The organism is Pseudomonas sp. B16120 (assembly GCF_044218845.1).
Lineage (GTDB): Bacteria > Pseudomonadota > Gammaproteobacteria > Pseudomonadales > Pseudomonadaceae > Aquipseudomonas > Aquipseudomonas paracarnis.
This window is the reverse complement of the sequence record NZ_CP162588.1, coordinates 4,434,829-4,452,699: the sequence shown is the minus strand read 5'-3', so window position 1 is coordinate 4,452,699 and position 17,871 is coordinate 4,434,829. Positions and strand designations below refer to the sequence as shown.

Sequence of the window (17,871 nt, the reverse complement as noted above, 5' to 3'; positions counted from 1 at the left end):
CGGGCCGGTAATCGTGCGTATTAAGGTATAGCCTTGAGCTCGCTAGCGTTATGACAGTATGAAAACTTACCGGGACCTTGTGAATGTTTTACCGGTCGCTGTGTCACAGCCTTGCCAAGCCGAGATCACGCGGTCTGTTCCAACCGCTAAATTTGTCGTTCGGGAATCTTCCATGCGTCTGTGTAAATTCTTCTTTGTAGGCTGCTTGTCGTTGGTCAGCCTGGCGAGTCATGCCGAAACCCTCAATGGCCTCTATCAAGTACTTGAACCGGTCAGCAGCCAGTCGCCCCAAGAGCGCGACCAGGCCACCCAGCGTGCCGTGCAGACCCTCGTGATCCGCCTGACCGGCGACGCCAAGGCCGCCGATGGCCCTGGCCTGGCAGCGATCCGCAAAGACCCGCAACAAATCATCAGCCAGTACGGCTACGACGCCGGCCCGCCGGAAAGCCTGCAAGTGGACTTCGACCCGGTCAGCACCGATCGCGCCTTGCGGGATGCGGGCCTGTCGATCTGGGGCAGCAACCGGCCGTCGATCCTGGGTTGGTGGCTGAACGATTCAACTGAAGGCAGCAGCCTGGTCGGCGATGGCCAGGCCGTTGCCCAGGCCCTGCGCCGAGCCGCGCAACACAGGGGTCTGCCGCTGCGCTTGCCGCTGGGAGACCTGGATGAACAGGTAGTCGCCACCGCGCCGAACCTTGAAAGCCCGGACGCCACGCCTTTGCGCGCAGCCTCCGAGCGTTACGGTGCCGATGCGTTGCTGGCAGTGCATGCGCGTCAGGAGGGTAGCCAGTGGCAGGCAAAATGGCGCTTGTGGCTGGGCGACAAGGCTGAGGAGGGTACCGCTCAAGGCGCTGACACTGCCGCGCTTGCCGACGCGGTATTGCTGGCGGTCAGCCAAAAGCTGGCGCCGCGCTTTGCGGTCAAACCTGGGGTGAGCAGTGAGCAACTGCTTGAAGTGCAAGGCATGAACCTGGAGCGCTACGCCGCCCTGGGCCGTTTGCTGGAGCCCTTTGGCGGCCAGCCGCAGTTAGTGGATGGCACCCGGATCGTGTATCGCGTCAATGGCAGCGCCGAACAACTGCGCACCCAACTGAGCCTGGCCAAGCTGCAGGAAATTCCTGCTGGCGAAGCCCCGGCCCAGCCAGCCGTGATCGATGGCACGCAACCGGCTGTTGCACCTGAGCCCCAGGCGCAACTGCGTTTTCGTTGGTAAATAGTGTTCCTCCTTCTATATAGAAGAAGGGCGTAAAAAACAGATGGAGTGGTTTATGGCGGATACGCGTCGTTGGGTGTGGCTTGGCGGGATTGTCCTGCTGTGCGGTTTTGTGTTCTTGCTGCATTCGATCCTGACGCCGTTCCTGGTGGCGCTACTGCTCGCCTATCTGTTCGATCCCGTGGTGGATCGCCTGGAAAAAGTCGGTATGTCGCGCACCTGGGGCGTGATCACGGTGTTTGCGCTGTTCACGTTGATCATCACGGCGCTGGTGTTGATATTGGTGCCGATGTTGGCCAAGCAGCTGTTTCGCCTCTATGAGCTGGCGCCGCAGATGCTCGACTGGTTGCAGCACACGGCCATGCCGTGGGCCCAGTCCAAGTTCGGGCTGGCCGATGGCTTCTGGAAGTTCGACAAGGTCAAGGCAGCTATCAGCGAGCATATGGACAAGACCACCGATATCGTCACGGTGGTGCTCAGCCAGGCGACTGCGTCGAGCCTGGCGCTGATCGGCTGGTTGACCAACCTGGTGCTGATCCCGGTGGTGGCGTTCTACCTGCTGCGAGACTGGGACATCATGATGGCCAAGATCCGCAGTCTGCTGCCTCGTGACCGCGAAGAGCGTGTTGTTTCCCTGGCAGCGGAGTGTCATGAGGTATTGGGTGCGTTCGTGCGTGGCCAGTTGCTGGTGATGCTGGCCCTGGGGGTGATTTACGCTGCTGGCCTGATGGCGATCGGCCTGGAGCTGGGGCTGTTGATCGGCTTGATCGCGGGCTTGGCTGCCATCGTGCCGTACATGGGCTTTGTGATCGGCATCGGTGCGGCGCTGGTGGCCGGGCTGTTCCAGTTCGGCGGCGACCTGTACCCGATGCTCGGGATTGTCGCAGTGTTCATGGTGGGCCAGGCCTTGGAAGGCATGGTGCTGACGCCACTGCTGGTGGGCGATCGGATCGGCCTGCACCCGGTGGCAGTGATCTTTGCGATTTTGGCGGGTGGCGAGCTGTTCGGCTTTACCGGCATCCTGTTGGCGCTGCCGGTGGCGGCGGTGATCATGGTGTTGGTGCGCCATGTGCACGACCTGTACAAGGATTCGGACGTGTATACCGGGGTGGATGAGCCCGAGTTGTAATCGCGGTGTCACAAACCCGGCCCTGGCCGGGTTTGTTGTTTCTGGCGCCGGGGTGCGTCAAACAAACTGCGTAAAACCCCCGGGTTAACGCAAACCTTTGATTTTGCTTGTGGTCTGCTGCATTGTGCGCCCGGCGTCACGGGTATAAACTTTGCAAACTTTACATAGAGGCCACTAACGGTTCGATGGGAGCCGTTCAGTCAGCATGAAACCGATTCAGCTGCCCCTAGGTGTGCGTCTGCGTGATGACGCTACCTTTATCAACTACTACCCAGGCGCCAATGCCGCTGCACTCGGCTATGTGGAGCGGCTTTGCGAAGCCGACGCCGGGTGGACTGAAAGCCTGATCTATCTGTGGGGCAAGCATGGCGTGGGGCGTACCCACCTGCTGCAGGCCGCATGCCTGCGTTTCGAGCAGACGGGCGAGCCGGCGGTCTACCTGCCCTTGGCCGAATTGATGGACCGCGGGATCGGCATCTTCGATAACCTTGAGCAATATGAACTGGTGTGTCTCGACGACCTGCAGGCAGTGGCCGGCAAGCCGGAGTGGGAAGAGGCGCTGTTTCATCTGTTCAACCGCCTGCGCGACAGCGGCCGGCGTTTGCTGATCGCCGCGTCCACCTCACCGCGTGAACTGCCGGTGAAGCTGGCTGACCTCAAGTCGCGCCTGACCCTGGCGTTGATCTTCCAGATGCGCCCATTATCCGATGAGGACAAGCTGCGTGCGCTGCAACTGCGCGCTTCCCGTCGTGGCCTGCACCTGACCGACGAAGTCGGGCACTTTATCCTCACCCGTGGCACCCGCAGCATGAGCGCGCTGTTCGATTTGCTTGAGCAACTCGACCAGGCTTCCTTGCAGGCACAAAGAAAATTGACGATCCCTTTCCTGAAAGAAACCTTGGGCTGGTAAGGTCTTGATTTTCCGTGTATCGGCATTTTCAAGGCGTCAGAAAACCTGCGTTTGAGCCCGAAGGGCTACGCAACTCAAGCGAGAAATGGAATCACGGCTTAGATGGCATAGTCGAAACGATAAGTCACATAGATCGCGATTGAATTTGCAAATCGATGTGATAGAGGGCATAGTCTCGGCTTCTTTACACATCAGCCACGGTCGTGCCCATGCTAAATCGCTTCGCACCCCTCGTGCCTCTCGCACTCGTTACCCTGTTGTTTGGTTGCGCCTCCCACCCTCAGCAGGTGGCAGAACAGCAAAAACCACAGGTTCAAAATCAGGCAAAGTTCGTTGCTGCACAGTCTGCTTCTGTTTATGAAGAAGAGGTGGCAACCGAAAAAGAACTCGCCGAGTTCTCTGACAGCAAGCCTTACCAACTGCCTCTTCTGGCCGACAGCATCCTTGAGCGCGGCATGTCCTTGATCGGTACCCGTTACCGTTTCGGCGGCACCTCGGAAGCCGGTTTTGATTGCAGTGGGTTCATTGGCTACCTGTTTCGTGAAGAAGCCGGCATGAATCTGCCGCGCTCTACGCGCGAGATGATCAACGTGAATGCACCGTTGGTCGCACGAAACAACCTCAAGCCCGGTGATCTGCTTTTCTTTAGTACCAGTGGTCGCGGTCGTGTCAGCCACGCCGGTATCTACTTGGGCGATAACCAGTTTATTCACTCCAGCAGCCGCCGCAGTGGTGGTGTTCGGGTCGATAACCTGGGTGACAGCTACTGGAGCAAAACCTTCATCGAAGCCAAGCGTGCACTCGCCATGGCTCCGACTACGGTTACCGCTAGTAAGTAAAGTTAAAGTGATACTTGAAGTTTGACGTGTAAGCGCTAGAATCCCTGGACATTGTTGTCATCCGTTCGCGCGAGCTTTGCTTGCGCGTTCTGGTTTTCAACGTTCGGCAGCGAAAGCCGCATCCAGACCAGGATTGTTCTGCACATGTCGACCTCGGCCCGCCTGATGCTTATTGTTTGCGCCGCGCTGCTCAGCGCCTGCGCCAGTCGTACACCGCCGCCCGCGCCCGTCGCGGTCAAGCCTAAGCCGGTGTTCAACTATGCCACCCAAAATTTCTCGCCTGCTGCCGAAGACGTGCTCTTTCGTGCGCTGGGCCTGGTCGGCACGCCATATCGCTGGGGCGGCAACACACCGGACTCGGGGTTCGATTGCAGTGGCTTGATCGGCTTTGTATTTCGCGACGCTGCCGGCATCTCATTGCCGCGCACCACCCGTGAATTGATCGTGATGCGTGCCCAGGACGTCAGCGAACAAAACCTGCAAACCGGCGATCTGCTGTTCTTCGCCACCGGTGGCGGTTCGCGGGTCAGCCATGCGGGCATCTATGTGGGCGAAGGGCGCTTCGTGCATGCACCGCAGACCGGCGGTACGGTGAAGCTGGATACGCTATCCAAAGCGTATTGGCAGAATGCCTACCTGAGTGCCAAGCGCGTGTTGCCAGGGAATCTGGCGCGTAACCCCTGAATCAATAAAACTCCAAAATGTGGGAGCGGGCTTGCCCGCGAATGCAGTGTGTCAGTCAACGGCTTAGTTGGCTGGGCCACCGTAATCGCGGGCAAGCCCGCTCCCACATGGGTATGTGGTTATTTACTTAACAGCCGACACCCGCCAAACCTTATTGCCCACATCATCGGCCACCAGCAAATCCCCCTGCTGATCTATCACCACGCCGACCGGCCGGCCCATGGCTTTCTCATCGCTATCAAGAAACCCCGTCAGCACATCCACCGGTTGCCCTTTCGGCTGGCCCCCTTCGAAGGGGACGAAAATCACCTTATAGCCACTGTGCGGCTTGCGGTTCCAGGAGCCATGCTGGCCGATAAATGCGCCATTACTGAAGGGGGCCGGCAGTTTGCTGCCCTCGGCGAAGGTCAACCCCAGCGAGGCAGTATGGGGGCCTACCGCATAGTCGGGAGCGATGGCCTTGGCGACCATGACCAGGTTCTGCGGGGTCACACGCACATCTACATGCTGGCCGTAATAACTGAAAGGCCAGCCGTAGAAGCCGCCATCCTTGACCGAGGTGATGTAATCCGGCACCAGGTCACTGCCGATTTCATCGCGCTCGTTGACTGCCGTCCACAGCTTGCCGCTCTGGGGTTCCCAGGCCATGCCGTTGGGGTTGCGCAGGCCGGAGGCAAAAATGCGGTGTTGGCCGCTGGCGCGGTCGACTTCCCAAATGGCGGCGCGGCCCTGTTCGGCTTCCAGGCCGTTTTCGCCGACGTTGCTGTTGGAGCCGACGCTCACGTACAGCTTGCTGCCGTCCTGGCTGGCCACCACATTTTTGGTCCAGTGGTGGTTCAAGGGGCCACCGGGTAAATCCACCACCTTGGTGCCTGGGGAGGTGATTGCGGTTTCACCCGGCTGATAGGGGAAGCGCAGCAACTTATCCGAATCGGCCACGTACAGGTCGTTGCCCACCAAGGCCATGCCAAACGGCGAGTTGAGGTTCTCCAGGAACACCGTACGAGTTTCTGCCACACCGTCATGGTCGGCATCGCGCAGCAAGGTAATGCGGTTCGGGCTCGGCACGCCGGCGCCAGCGCGGTCCATGACTTTTTCCATCACCCAGCCGCGCACGCCTTTGGCATCGTCCGGCTTGGGCGGTGCATTGGTCTCGGCGACCAGCACGTCGCCGTTGGGCAGCACGTAGAGCCAGCGCGGGTGGTCCAGGCCTTCGGCGAATGCGGCCACTTGGGTGCCGGCGGCGGCGACGGGCTTGGCGCCTTCGGGCCAGCCGATGGCCGGGGCGATATTGACGGTGGGGATCAACGTCTTGTTCGGCTCCGGCAGCCGGGGCGAGGGCCCGGTGCCGTCGGCGACCTGCAGGGTCGAGCTTTCGCCGCACGCAGCGAGGCTACCGGCGAACATGATCAGTAGGGCAAGTCGGGTTTTAGGCATGGTTTTCTCCTTGATACCTGTAGGGGTAGAGAAGCACGAACGGCGGATGGTTCAAGTACAAGGCCAGCTTTAATTGACGCTCCACCCCCAACCCACTAACCTTCGCGGCTTGTTCCAGGTGCTCTGTGGCGTACGCGTCGACGGAGTGAAACAGGGAAGCCGGTGAGCGAGCGCACTTGTACACAGTGCTGCCGCGATTCCGGCGCTGCCCCCGCAACGGTAAATGAGTCAAGACGGTGCTGTTTGCCACTGTGTCGCGTGCGATATGGGAAGGCGCGCCCTCGGCTGCTTGCTATCAAAAGCGCCACTCATGAGCCCGGAGACCGGCCTGGATCATCCAACAGCATCACGGTGGGCGATGCTTGGCTGTCTGTTGTTTCTTTTTCCTGCCCGCCGTTTTTGTCCAGCCCCAACGGAGAGCTGCCATGACTGATTCCCACGATCGCGACGAACGCCACCTGGCGCGCATGCTGCGCAAAAAAGCCGTGATTGACGAGCGCATCGCCAATTCGCCCAACGAGTGCGGCCTGCTGCTGGTGCTGACTGGCAACGGCAAAGGCAAGAGCAGTTCGGCGTTCGGCATGTTGGCCCGGGCCATGGGCCATGGCATGCAGTGCGGTGTGGTGCAGTTCATCAAGGGGCGTAACAGCACCGGCGAAGAATTGTTTTTTCGCCGCTTCCCCGAGCAGGTGCGCTTTCACGTGATGGGCGAAGGTTTCACCTGGGAAACCCAGGATCGCCAGCGCGATATCGCCGCTGCCGAAGCGGCTTGGGCAGTGTCCCGGGCCATGTTGAATGACCCTTCCATCGGCTTGGTGGTGCTGGATGAACTGAACATCGCCCTCAAGCACGGTTATCTTGACCTGGACCAGGTACTCAGCGACCTGCAAGCCCGCCCGCCCATGCAGCATGTGGTGGTCACCGGCCGTGGCGCCAAGCCTGAGCTGATCGAAATGGGCGACACCGTCACCGAAATGGGCATGCTCAAGCACGCGTTCCAGGCCGGTATCAAGGCACAGAAAGGCGTCGAACTTTGAATCAGCCCCGTCATTGCCCGGCCGTACTGATCGCCGCTCCGGCGTCCGGCCAGGGCAAAACCACGGTCACCGCCGCGTTGGCGCGTTTGCACCGCAACCTGGGGCGCAAGGTGCGCGTGTTCAAATGCGGGCCGGACTTTCTCGACCCGATGATCCACGAGCGTGCCAGTGGCGCGCCGGTGTACCAGTTGGACATGTGGATGGTGGGCGAGCAGGAAAGCCGCCGCCTGCTCTGGGAGGCAGCGGGGGAGGCCGACCTGATCCTCATCGAAGGCGTGATGGGCCTGTTCGACGGCACGCCTTCCAGCGCTGACTTGGCGCGGCACTTCGGTGTACCGGTGCTGGGCGTGATCGATGGCACGGCTATGGCCCAGACGTTCGGCGCCCTGGCCCTGGGGCTGGCGCGCTATCAGCCCGACCTGCCGTTCGCCGGCGTGCTGGCCAATCGCGTCGGCACCCTGCGCCATGCGCAATTGCTTGAAGGCAGCCTCACTGAGGGCTTGCGTTGGTACGGTGCATTGTCCCGCGAGACCGGCATCGAACTGCCCAGCCGCCACCTGGGCCTGGTGCAAGCCAGCGAACTGAATGACCTTGATATACGCCTGGATGCCGCCGCCCAGGCGTTGGGCAGCAGTTGCGAAGTGGCCCTGCCGCCGCCGGTGACCTTTGCCGCGCCGCACGTGATCGAAACCGAACCCTTGCTGGCCGGTGTGCGGATTGCCGTGGCCCGTGACGAAGCCTTTGCTTTTACTTACGGCGCCAGCCTGGATCTGTTGCGGGCAATGGGCGCGGAGCTGAAGTTCTTCTCACCGATCCATGATCGCCAATTGCCTGAAGCGGACAGCCTCTATTTGCCCGGCGGGTATCCGGAACTGCACCACCAGGCATTGTCGGCCAATACCTCGATGCTGGACGCCATTCGTGCTCATCACGCCGCTGGCAAACCGCTGCTCGCCGAATGCGGTGGCATGCTCTATCTGCTCGACTCGTTGACCGATGTGGAGGGTGAGCGCGCCGAACTGGTTGGCTTGTTGCAAGGTGATGCGGTGATGCAGAAGAAACTCGCGGCCCTGGCGCTGCAAAGCGTCGAGCTGCCGGAGGGGACCTTGCGTGGGCATACCTATCACCATTCCCTGACCAGTACCGAATGGGCGCCGATTGCCCGTGGCCTGAGCCCTAACGGCGGGCGCGGTGCCGAAGCGGTTTACCGACAGGGTCGTTTGACCGCCTCCTATGTGCACTTTTATTTTCCGTCGAATCCTGGCGCGGTGGCCGCGTTGTTTGCGCCCGACCTTGAGACCGCTATCGCAGGCAAGCCAGCTCCCACAGTTGACCCAGTTGCAAACCAATCCAATGTGGGAGCGGGCTTGCTCGCGAAGAGGCCATGACTGACAACGCATTCCCCCAAGCCGACCGCGAAGCCGTCTACCGCGCCATCGCCGAACGCCGCGACATGCGCCACTTCCGCGGTGGCAGCGTCGCGCCTGAACTGCTGCAGCGCCTGCTCCACGCTGCGCACCAGGCGCCCAGCGTCGGCCTGATGCAGCCGTGGCGTTTTATCCGCATCAGCGATCGCTCGTTGCGCAGCCAGATTCAACAGTTGGTAGAAGAAGAGCGCGTACGCACCGCCGAAGCATTGGGCGAGCGCTCCGATGCGTTCATGAAGCTCAAGGTCGAAGGCATCAACGATTGTGCCGAGGTATTGGTCGCCGCCTTGATGGACGATCGCGAGCGCCACATCTTCGGGCGCCGCACCCTGCCGGAAATGGACATGGCCTCGCTCTCCTGCGCCATCCAGAACCTGTGGCTGGCGGCGCGCGTGGAAGGGTTGGGCATGGGCTGGGTTTCGCTGTTCGACCCCCAGGCCCTGGCCGAGTTGCTGGGTTTGCCACCCGGCGCAAAACCCCTTGCAGTGTTGTGCCTGGGGCCGGTGGCCGAGTTTTACCCGGCACCGATGTTGCAGCTTGAAGGCTGGGCCGATCCGCGACCGCTGAGTGACATGCTGTATGAAAACACGTGGGGAGTGAGTCAATGAGTGTGGCCTTGCTGTGTGTGGCTGCGGTGGCGCTGGATGCGCTGCTCGGTGAGCCCAGGCGCTGGCATCCGCTGGTGGCGTTTGGCAATTTCGCCGGGCGCATCGAGCAACGTTTCAATACTGGCGGGCGTGGCTGGCGCAGCCATGGTGTGACCGCGTGGTTTGTTGCGGTGGTGCCGCTGACCCTGCTGGCCACGGCGTTGTCGTGGGCGCCTTATATCGGCTGGCTGCTGGAGATCCTGGCGTTGTACTGCGCCCTGGGCATGCGCAGCCTGGGCGAGCACGTGATACCAGTGGCCCAGGCCCTGCGCCGTGATGACCTGGACGAGGCGCGTACACGTGTGAGTTACCTGGTCAGCCGTCAGACCAGTGAACTGGACCGTACTGAAGTGGCCCGCGCAGCCACCGAATCGGTGCTGGAGAACGGCAGCGATGCGGTATTCGCCGCGTTGTTCTGGTTTGTGGTGGCCGGTGTGCCGGGCGTGGTGCTCTATCGTCTGAGCAACACCCTGGACGCCATGTGGGGCTATCGCAATGAGCGCTTTGAGCGCTTCGGTTGGGCAGCCGCCAGGATCGATGATGTGCTCAACTATATTCCTGCGCGCTTGGTGGCTTTAACCTACGCGTTATTGGGTAAAACCCGCCTGGCGCTCAAATGCTGGCGCACTCAGGGCCCGACTTGGGACAGCCCCAACGCCGGCCCGGTGATGGCGGCAGGGGCCGGTGCCTTGGGTGTGGAGCTCGGCGGCGCGGCGATTTATCACGGCGAGGTGCATCAGCGCCCGCCATTGGGCGAAGGCCCGCCGGCCGACGCCGATTCCATTGATCGCGGCTGGCAACTGGTGCAGCGCGGCGTATGGCTGTGGCTGCTGGTCCTGTGCGTGGGGGCGCAAATCTATGCTTGAACATGGTGGTCGGCTGCGTAAGGCCGCGATTGAGTACGGCATTGCCGAAGCGGATTGGCTCGACCTGTCCAGCGGCCTGGCGCCCTGGCCGTGGCCGATTCCCGAGATTCCCTTGCGTGCCTGGGCGCGCTTGCCGGAAACCGATGACGGCTTGGAGAAGGCTGCCAGCGAGTACTACGGCGCCGGCCCATTGCTGCCGGTGCCGGGCTCTCAGGCCGCGATCCAACTGCTGCCGCGCTTGCGTCGTTCCGGCAAGGTCGGCGTGCTTTCGCCCTGTTACGCCGAACACGCCGAAGCCTGGCGCCGCGCCGGTTATGTGGTGCGCGAAGTGCAGGAGCAGGAAGTCGACTTCTTTCTCGACAGCCTCGACGTGCTGGTCGTGGTCAACCCCAACAACCCCACGGGCTTGAGCCTGAGCCCGCAACGCCTGCTGGACTGGCATGCGCGGTTGGCCCAGCGCGGTGGCTGGCTGGTGGTGGACGAGGCGTTCATTGACGTGACCCCGGACTTGAGCCTGGCCAGCCATGCCGATCAGGTCGGCTTGATCGTACTGCGCTCATTCGGCAAGTTCTTCGGCTTGGCCGGCGTGCGCCTGGGCTTTGTGCTGGCCGAGCGCAAGTTGCTCAAGCTGTTGGCCGAACAGGTCGGGCCCTGGGCCGTCAGTGGGCCGACGCGGGTGTTGGGCCAAGTGTGCCTGCGCGACACCGACGGGCATGCGCGCCAGCGCAGTCGTTGCATCGCAGCCGGCCAGCGTCTGTTCGAGTTGCTTGAGCGCCGTGGGCTTCAACCGCACGGCGGCTGCGCATTGTTCCAGTGGTTGATTACCCCCCACGCTGAACGGCTGTACGAATTCATGGCCCAACGCGGCATCCTGCTGCGCCTGTTCGTGCACAACAGCAGCGTGCGCTTGGGCCTGCCCGACACCGACGCCGACTGGCTGCGCCTTGATGAAGCCCTGGCCGCCTACAAGGACGCCACATGACCACGTTGATGGTGCAGGGCACCACCTCCGACGCCGGTAAAAGCACCCTGGTGACTGCGCTGTGTCGCTGGCTGGTACGCCAAGGCGTCGCGGTGGCACCGTTCAAACCGCAGAACATGGCGCTCAACAGCGCGGTGACCGCCGAAGGCGGCGAGATCGGCCGCGCCCAGGCGGTGCAGGCCCAGGCTGCCAACCTGGCGCCCCATACCGACATGAACCCGGTATTGCTCAAGCCCAACAGCGACACCGGCTCCCAAGTGATCATCCATGGCCGTGCGGTCACCAGCATGAATGCCGTGGCCTATCACGACTACAAAGCCATTGCGATGCAAGCGGTGCTGGCCTCCCACGCGCGTTTGAGCCAGGCCTACCCGGTGGTGATGGTCGAAGGCGCGGGCTCACCGGCCGAGATCAACCTGCGCGCCAATGACATTGCCAACATGGGCTTCGCCGAGGCGGTGGACTGCCCGGTGCTGTTGATCGCGGACATCAACCGCGGCGGCGTGTTTGCCCATCTGGTTGGCACCCTGGAGCTGCTGTCGCCCAGTGAACAGGCGCGGGTCAAGGGCTTCATCATCAACCGTTTTCGCGGCGATATCGCGTTGCTGCAACCAGGGCTGGACTGGCTCGAAGCGCGCACCGGCAAACCGGTCGTCGGCGTGCTGCCCTACGTGATGGACCTGCACCTGGAGGCGGAAGACGGCATCGACCAGCGCCAGATCGACAAGGCCGCCCAGGTGCTCAAGGTGGTGGTGCCGGTGCTGCCGCGCATCAGCAACCATACCGACTTCGACCCGCTGCGCTTGCACCCCCAGGTGGACTTGCAGTTCGTCGGGCCGGGCCAGGCGATACCTGCCGCTGACCTGATCATCCTGCCGGGCTCGAAAAGCGTGCGCAGTGACTTGGCCTATCTGCGTGCCAATGGCTGGGACACCGCCGTGGCGCGGCATCTGCGTTATGGCGGCAAGGTACTGGGGATCTGCGGCGGCTTGCAGATGCTCGGCGAGCAGGTCCATGACCCGCTGGGTCTGGAAGGGCTCGCGGGCTCCAGTGCCGGCCTTGGGTTGCTGGCGTTCAGCACCACCCTGGAACAAGAGAAACAACTGCGCAATGTGCGTGGGCGTCTGGTATTGGAAGATGCCGACGTCAGCGGTTATGAAATCCATGCGGGGGTGACCTGCGGCGCTGCCTTGGCAAGCGCTGCGGTCCTGCTGGACGATGGCCGCAGCGATGGCGCGCAGAGCCCTGATGGGCAAATTCTAGGCACCTACCTGCACGGCCTATTCGAGACCCCGGCTGCGTGCAGCGCGTTGCTGCGTTGGGCCGGGTTGCAGGATGTGCAAGAGGTGGATTATCACGGCTTGCGCGAGCGCGATATCGAGCGGTTGGCGGACTTGGTGGAGCACCACTTGGACACCGATTTGTTGCGCAAGCTATGTGGGATCTGACGGTGTTCACACCATCCAACTGTGGGAGCTGGCTTGCCTGCGATAGCCATGTGTATCTACACAACGCTGTAGTGCTCAACGGTAACCACGATGCGAAGCGAGCCGCCCTTGATCTTGACCTGCTTTTGATCTTGATCTTAGGCGCCCCGTTAAACCACGCTGGCCGGAATTCGACAGTGATTTGGGGGGTAAACCGGCAGGGATGCCGGTTTAGCCGCCCCGCGCCATGGATGGCGCGGGGCGGCGGCCCCCCAAATCACTGGCGGATTACGGGCACACCGAGCCTGGGCGAGGTGCCGAGTGGTGGGGCAAGAGCGTTTTGCTTACTTTTGCGCTTTTCAAAAGTGAGCCGCTGTAAAAGCGGAACCCTAAGTGGCCGTTACCGCAGAAATGGATATGTACACGGTCCAACTGTGTTGACTGTCAGGCCGTCTTCGCAGGCAAGCCAGCTCCCACATTTGGGGCGCGGTGCGTCAGCTGGATCAGCGTCGGCTGTCAGGCCGTCACGGGAGCAAGCTCCCTCGCCACATCGTTTACCAGGGGCCTTTGCATGTATCAATTGATCCTCGGCGGTGCCCGTTCGGGTAAGAGCCGCCTGGCCGAAAAGCTTGCCGCAGAGAGCGGGCTTGCCGTCATTTATATCGCCACCAGCCAACCGCTCGACGGTGAGATGAGCGAGCGCGTCGCGCTGCACCGCCAGCGTCGTCCCGACCATTGGGGCCTGGTTGAAGAGCCCATCGACCTGGCGCGTGTGCTACAGGAAAACGCCGCCACTGATCGCTGCCTGCTGGTGGATTGCCTGACCTTATGGCTCACCAATCTTCTGATGCTCGAAGACCCGGCTCGCCTTGCATCCGAGCGTGATCAACTGTTGCAAACCCTGGCCTCGCTGCCGGGGGAGATCATTTTTGTCAGCAACGAGACCGGTCTGGGTGTCGTGCCGCTGGGCGAGTTGACTCGCCGTTATGTGGATGAAGCCGGTTGGCTGCATCAAGCCTTGGCCGAGCAATGTCAGCGCGTTGTGCTGACGGTTGCCGGCCTGCCCCTGACTTTGAAAGGTACTGCGTTATGACCGATTCCTGGTGGCTCAACCCCTGCAAGGCGGTGGATACCACGGCCCACGAACAGGCGCTGGCGCGTCAGCAGCAGTTGACCAAGCCCGCCGGTTCCCTCGGCCAGTTGGAGGCCCTGGCGGTGCGGCTGGCGGGTTTGCAGTGCCAGGTCAAACCGACGGTAGATCACCTGTGGATCGCGATTTTTGCCGGCGATCACGGTGTGGTCGCTGAAGGCGTGTCGGCATTTCCCCAAGAGGTCACCGGGCAGATGCTGCAAAACTTCGTCACCGGTGGCGCGGCGATCAGCGTGTTGGCGCGGCAACTGCAAGCGCAATTGGAGGTGATTGACCTCGGCACGATCACGCCGTCCCTGGATTTGCCCGGCGTTCGTCACCTGAATATCGGTGCGGGCACGGCTAATTTCGTGCATGGCCCGGCGATGACCCAAGCCCAAGGGCAGTTGGCCTTGCAAGCTGGACGAGACAGCGCACGCCGTGCCCTGGAAAGCGGCGCGCAACTCTTTATCGGCGGTGAGATGGGCATCGGCAATACCACTGCCGCCAGTGCCTTGGCCTGCGCATTGCTGGATTGCCAGGTCACTGACCTCACAGGCCCTGGCACCGGTTTGAATGCCGCAGGGGTCAGCCACAAGGTCGCGGTCATCGAGCGCGCCCTGGGGTTGCACGCCGGTCAGCGCAGCGATGCGTTGCAAACCCTGTTCAATCTCGGCGGTTTTGAAATTGCTGCCTTGGTTGGCGCCTACCTGGCCTGCGCCCAGGAAGGCATCGTGGTGCTGGTGGATGGGTTCATCTGCAGCGTGGCCGCGATGGTGGCGGTGCGCTTGAACCCGGCGTGCCGCGAATGGTTGGTGTTCGGCCATCGGGGGGCCGAGCCGGGCCATCGCCATGTGCTGCATAGCCTCGATGCGCAACCGTTGCTGGAACTGGGCCTGCGCCTGGGCGAAGGCAGCGGCGCGGCGTTGGCGGTGCCTTTGTTGCGCCTGGCGTGTGCACTGCACGGGCAGATGGCGACCTTCGCCGAAGCCGCCGTGGCGGACCGCCCCGCATGACCTTACGCCTGGACCTGCTGCGTCACGGCGAAACCGAACTGGGCGGAGGCCTGCGTGGCAGCCTGGACGATGCGCTGACCGCCAACGGCTGGCGGCAGATGCGCGACGCAGTGGTGGGGCAGGGGCCGTGGGATCGGCTGATCAGCTCACCGCTGCAACGCTGCGCTCTGTTCGCCCAGGAGTTGGGGGCACAGCTCGAAGTGCCGGTGACTCTGGAGGCCGATCTGCAAGAGCTGCACTTCGGCGCGTGGGAAGGGCAGAGTGCGGCCGCGTTGATGGACACCGATGCCCAAGGGCTGGGCTTGTTCTGGGCCAACCCCTATGAATTCACGCCGCCGGAAGGCGAGCCGGTCATCCAGTTTTCCGCGCGCGTGCTTGGCGCTGTCAGGCGGCTGCATCAGGCCTATGCTGGCCAGCGCGTGCTGTTGATCAGCCATGGCGGTGTAATGCGCCTGCTGCTGGCCCAGGCGCGAGGGTTGCCCCGTGAGCAACTGCTGAATGTCGAAGTGGGCCACGGTGCCCTGTTCGGCCTGCAGGTTGCGGCCGATGGCGTGTTGAAGGAAGGGCGCTGATGCTGCTGCCTTTCTGGATCGCCCTGCAATTTCTCAGTAGCCTGCCCATTCGCTTGCCGGGCATGCCGCAGCCTCAAGAGCTGGGCCGTTCGTTGCTGTTTTATCCGCTGGTAGGGTTGCTGTTCGGCGTGCTGTTATGGGGCCTCAACCAGGTATTGCAGGGTACCCCGTTGCTGTTGCACGCCGCGTTGCTGCTCACCGCCTGGGTGCTGCTCAGCGGTGGCCTGCACCTGGACGGGCTGGCCGACAGCGCCGATGCCTGGTTGGGCGGTTTTGGCGACCGGGAGCGCACCCTCAGCATCATGAAAGACCCGCGCAGCGGCCCGATTGCGGTGGTCACCCTGGGGCTGGTGCTGCTGCTCAAGTTCAGCGCGTTGGTGGCGTTGATCGAACAACACAATGGCGCCGCCTTGATCCTGGCGCCTTTGATCGGACGTGCTTCGATGCTGGCGCTGTTTCTCACCACGCGCTATGTGCGGGCGGGCGGATTGGGCCAGGCACTGTCAGATCATCTGCCGCGAATTGTCGGCCAACAGGTGCTGATCCTCAGCGGGTTGGCCTGCATCCTGATCGGTGGTTTCAGCGGCGGCATCGCGGTGTTGCTGGCGGTCCTGTGTTTCGTGTGGCTGCGCCAGTTGATGGTCAAGCGTCTGGGCGGCACCACGGGCGACACCGCTGGCGCACTGCTGGAGCTGCTTGAAGTTGCGGTACTGGTCGGGCTGGCGTTGTAACGCTTTCTTGCAATTGGTTAACTCCGGGTATATACACGCTCTATGCTTGCCTCCCAATGTTTATGCACCAACCTGCGACGTGCCGCCCGTGGCGTCAGCAGGCACTACGACGGCGCTCTCGACGGCTTCGGGATCAACGTTGCCCAGTATTCTCTGTTGTGCAACCTGCAGCGTCTCGACCAGCCGAGCATTTCCAGCCTGGCGGACGCCATGGGCTTGGATCGCAGCACCCTGGGGCGCAACCTGCGCGTCCTGGAAGGTGAAGGGCTGGTGCAGTTGGTGGAGGGCGACGATTTGCGCAACCGCCTGGTGGTGTTGACTGACGCCGGCCATGAACGGCTAGGCGCTGCGTTGCCGGCGTGGGAAGCAGCGCAGCAGAAACTGATTGATAAGCTCGGCGCCGAAAAGCGCGAAATGTTGTTGGCCTTGCTGGATGAACTCGCCTGAACGGCGGTTTGTTCGGCTACAAGCGGGTATATACCCGCGAACGGAGAATAAGAAATGACCTCGATGTGGCGCACCAGTGGTTGGGTTCTTTTAGGCAGTGCGCTGATCCTGGCGTTGTCCTTGGGCGTACGGCATGGCTTTGGCCTGTTCCTGGCGCCGATGAGCAGCGAATTCGGTTGGGGGCGTGAAACCTTTGCCTTTGCTATCGCCTTGCAGAACCTGATCTGGGGCTTGGCGCAGCCATTTACCGGAGCCTTGGCCGACCGTTTCGGCGCGACCAAGGCGGTGTTTGTCGGCGGGGTGTTGTACGCCGTCGGCCTGGTGCTGATGGGCATGTCCGACTCTGCCTGGTCGCTGTCGTTGAGCGCAGGTTTGCTGATTGGTATTGGCCTGTCCGGCACCTCGTTCTCGGTGATTCTCGGCGTGGTTGGCCGCGCCGTAGCGCCGAAAAAACGCAGCATGGCCATGGGCATTGCCAGCGCCGCCGGCTCGTTCGGCCAGTTCGCCATGGTGCCCGGCACCCTGGGCCTGATTGGCTGGCTCGGCTGGTCGGCCGCCTTGCTGGCGCTGGGCTTGATGGTGGCGCTGATCCTGCCGCTGGTCGCCATGCTAAAGGACCGGCCGCTGGCGGTCATAGTGGGCCAGCAAACCCTGGGTGAGGCGCTCAAAGAAGCCTGTTCTCACTCCGGCTTTTGGCTGCTGTCCTTCGGCTTTTTTGTCTGCGGTTTCCAAGTGGTGTTTATCGGTGTGCACTTGCCGGCCTACCTGGTGGACCAGCATCTGCCGGCCACCGTGGGCACTACGGTGCTGGCCTTGATCGGCCTGTTCAACGTATTTGGCACCTACACGGCGGGTTGGCTCGGTGGCCGCATGTCCAAGCCGCGTCTGCTCACCGGCTTGTACCTGTTGCGGGCGGTAGTGATTGTGTTGTTCCTGTGGGCGCCGGTCACCGAGGTCACGGCGTATCTGTTTGGCATGGCGATGGGATTCCTGTGGCTGTCCACAGTGCCGCTGACCAATGGCACCGTTGCGACCCTGTTTGGGGTGCGCAACCTCTCGATGCTCGGCGGGATTGTGTTCCTGTTCCACCAGCTTGGCTCGTTCCTCGGCGGGTGGCTGGGCGGGGTGGTCTATGATCGAACCGGTAGCTACGATTTGATCTGGCAGGTGGCAATTTTACTCAGCCTGCTCGCCGCCGCGCTGAATTGGCCGGTGCGTGAGCGGCCGGTGGCACGTATTCAGGCGCAGATGGAGGCGGCATGAGCATGACAGCGCGTCTTATGCTGGTGGCTGTGGGGATGGTGTTATTGCTGCTGGCCTGGTGGGGCTGGCATCAGGGCGGCCTGGCATTGATGCAACTGGGCATGGCGATCTGCTA

At 62.3% G+C, this 17,871-nt stretch carries 18 protein-coding genes and 1 riboswitch; of the genes, 17 read left to right on the top strand and 1 reads right to left on the bottom strand.

What is annotated here, in order from left to right:
- The first annotated feature begins 172 nt into the window (after window positions 1-172).
- The 5 genes from AB4P90_RS20750 to AB4P90_RS20730 all read left to right on the top strand — a co-directional run bounded on the left by AB4P90_RS20750 (window position 173) and on the right by AB4P90_RS20730 (window position 4,775).
- Entirely contained in the window at window positions 173-1,213 is a 1,041-nt protein-coding gene (locus AB4P90_RS20750; protein ID WP_014719397.1) for a DUF2066 domain-containing protein, read from the top strand.
- Between the two features lie 55 nt (window positions 1,214-1,268).
- Complete coding sequence (locus tag AB4P90_RS20745) at window positions 1,269-2,342, top strand: AI-2E family transporter (protein ID WP_014719396.1); 1,074 nt, start codon at window positions 1,269-1,271, stop codon at window positions 2,340-2,342.
- 205 nt (window positions 2,343-2,547) lie between these two features.
- Complete coding sequence (gene hda, locus AB4P90_RS20740) at window positions 2,548-3,252, top strand: DnaA regulatory inactivator Hda (RefSeq protein WP_014719395.1); 705 nt, start codon at window positions 2,548-2,550, stop codon at window positions 3,250-3,252.
- 209 nt (window positions 3,253-3,461) lie between these two features.
- A complete protein-coding gene (locus tag AB4P90_RS20735) occupies window positions 3,462-4,091 on the top strand; it encodes a C40 family peptidase (RefSeq protein ID WP_003193051.1) in 630 nt (209 codons plus the stop codon).
- A 144-nt stretch (window positions 4,092-4,235) separates the two neighbouring features.
- Complete coding sequence (locus tag AB4P90_RS20730; RefSeq protein ID WP_003193049.1) at window positions 4,236-4,775, top strand: C40 family peptidase; 540 nt, start codon at window positions 4,236-4,238, stop codon at window positions 4,773-4,775.
- A 123-nt stretch (window positions 4,776-4,898) separates the two neighbouring features.
- Here AB4P90_RS20730 and AB4P90_RS20725 read toward each other — a convergent pair whose 3' ends face one another.
- Window positions 4,899-6,212, bottom strand: a complete 1,314-nt coding sequence (locus tag AB4P90_RS20725) for a PQQ-dependent sugar dehydrogenase (RefSeq protein WP_395605344.1) — start codon at window positions 6,210-6,212, stop codon at window positions 4,899-4,901.
- A 99-nt stretch (window positions 6,213-6,311) separates the two neighbouring features.
- Window positions 6,312-6,559: riboswitch (cobalamin riboswitch) on the top strand.
- 78 nt (window positions 6,560-6,637) lie between these two features.
- Here AB4P90_RS20725 and cobO point away from each other — a divergent pair.
- The 12 genes from cobO (at window position 6,638) to AB4P90_RS20665 (ending at window position 17,756) form a co-directional block, all read left to right on the top strand.
- Complete coding sequence (cobO, locus tag AB4P90_RS20720; RefSeq protein ID WP_073845497.1) at window positions 6,638-7,249, top strand: cob(I)yrinic acid a,c-diamide adenosyltransferase; 612 nt, start codon at window positions 6,638-6,640, stop codon at window positions 7,247-7,249.
- Window positions 7,246-8,637 carry a cobyrinate a,c-diamide synthase gene (locus AB4P90_RS20715; RefSeq protein WP_060767400.1) on the top strand — a complete coding sequence of 464 codons (1,392 nt, stop codon included), beginning with the start codon at window positions 7,246-7,248 and terminating at the stop codon, window positions 8,635-8,637. Before cobO ends, AB4P90_RS20715 begins: the two co-directional genes overlap by 4 nt.
- A complete protein-coding gene (gene bluB, locus AB4P90_RS20710; RefSeq protein WP_014719391.1) occupies window positions 8,634-9,284 on the top strand; it encodes a 5,6-dimethylbenzimidazole synthase in 651 nt (216 codons plus the stop codon). The genes AB4P90_RS20715 and bluB overlap by 4 nt, the downstream gene beginning before the upstream one ends.
- Window positions 9,281-10,189, top strand: coding sequence for an adenosylcobinamide-phosphate synthase CbiB (gene cbiB, locus AB4P90_RS20705; RefSeq protein WP_395605343.1), 909 nt, complete (start codon window positions 9,281-9,283; stop codon window positions 10,187-10,189). Before bluB ends, cbiB begins: the two co-directional genes overlap by 4 nt.
- Window positions 10,182-11,171, top strand: a complete 990-nt coding sequence (cobD, locus tag AB4P90_RS20700; protein WP_032903127.1) for a threonine-phosphate decarboxylase CobD — start codon at window positions 10,182-10,184, stop codon at window positions 11,169-11,171. Before cbiB ends, cobD begins: the two co-directional genes overlap by 8 nt.
- Entirely contained in the window at window positions 11,168-12,619 is a 1,452-nt protein-coding gene (locus AB4P90_RS20695) for a cobyric acid synthase (RefSeq protein WP_072433686.1), read from the top strand. Before cobD ends, AB4P90_RS20695 begins: the two co-directional genes overlap by 4 nt.
- A 550-nt stretch (window positions 12,620-13,169) precedes the next feature.
- Window positions 13,170-13,691, top strand: a complete 522-nt coding sequence (gene cobU / locus AB4P90_RS20690; protein ID WP_019818435.1) for a bifunctional adenosylcobinamide kinase/adenosylcobinamide-phosphate guanylyltransferase — start codon at window positions 13,170-13,172, stop codon at window positions 13,689-13,691.
- Window positions 13,688-14,743, top strand: coding sequence for a nicotinate-nucleotide--dimethylbenzimidazole phosphoribosyltransferase (cobT, locus tag AB4P90_RS20685; RefSeq protein WP_395605342.1), 1,056 nt, complete (start codon window positions 13,688-13,690; stop codon window positions 14,741-14,743). The genes cobU and cobT overlap by 4 nt, the downstream gene beginning before the upstream one ends.
- A complete protein-coding gene (gene cobC, locus AB4P90_RS20680; RefSeq protein WP_333958704.1) occupies window positions 14,740-15,315 on the top strand; it encodes an alpha-ribazole phosphatase family protein in 576 nt (191 codons plus the stop codon). The genes cobT and cobC overlap by 4 nt, the downstream gene beginning before the upstream one ends.
- A gap of 2 nt (window positions 15,316-15,317) precedes the next feature.
- Window positions 15,318-16,046, top strand: coding sequence for an adenosylcobinamide-GDP ribazoletransferase (locus AB4P90_RS20675; protein ID WP_032873566.1), 729 nt, complete (start codon window positions 15,318-15,320; stop codon window positions 16,044-16,046).
- Window positions 16,047-16,088: 42 nt separating this feature from the next.
- Complete coding sequence (locus tag AB4P90_RS20670) at window positions 16,089-16,493, top strand: MarR family winged helix-turn-helix transcriptional regulator (protein ID WP_014719383.1); 405 nt, start codon at window positions 16,089-16,091, stop codon at window positions 16,491-16,493.
- Between the two features lie 54 nt (window positions 16,494-16,547).
- A complete protein-coding gene (locus tag AB4P90_RS20665) occupies window positions 16,548-17,756 on the top strand; it encodes an MFS transporter (RefSeq protein ID WP_395605341.1) in 1,209 nt (402 codons plus the stop codon).
- Window positions 17,757-17,871: the final 115 nt, after the last annotated feature.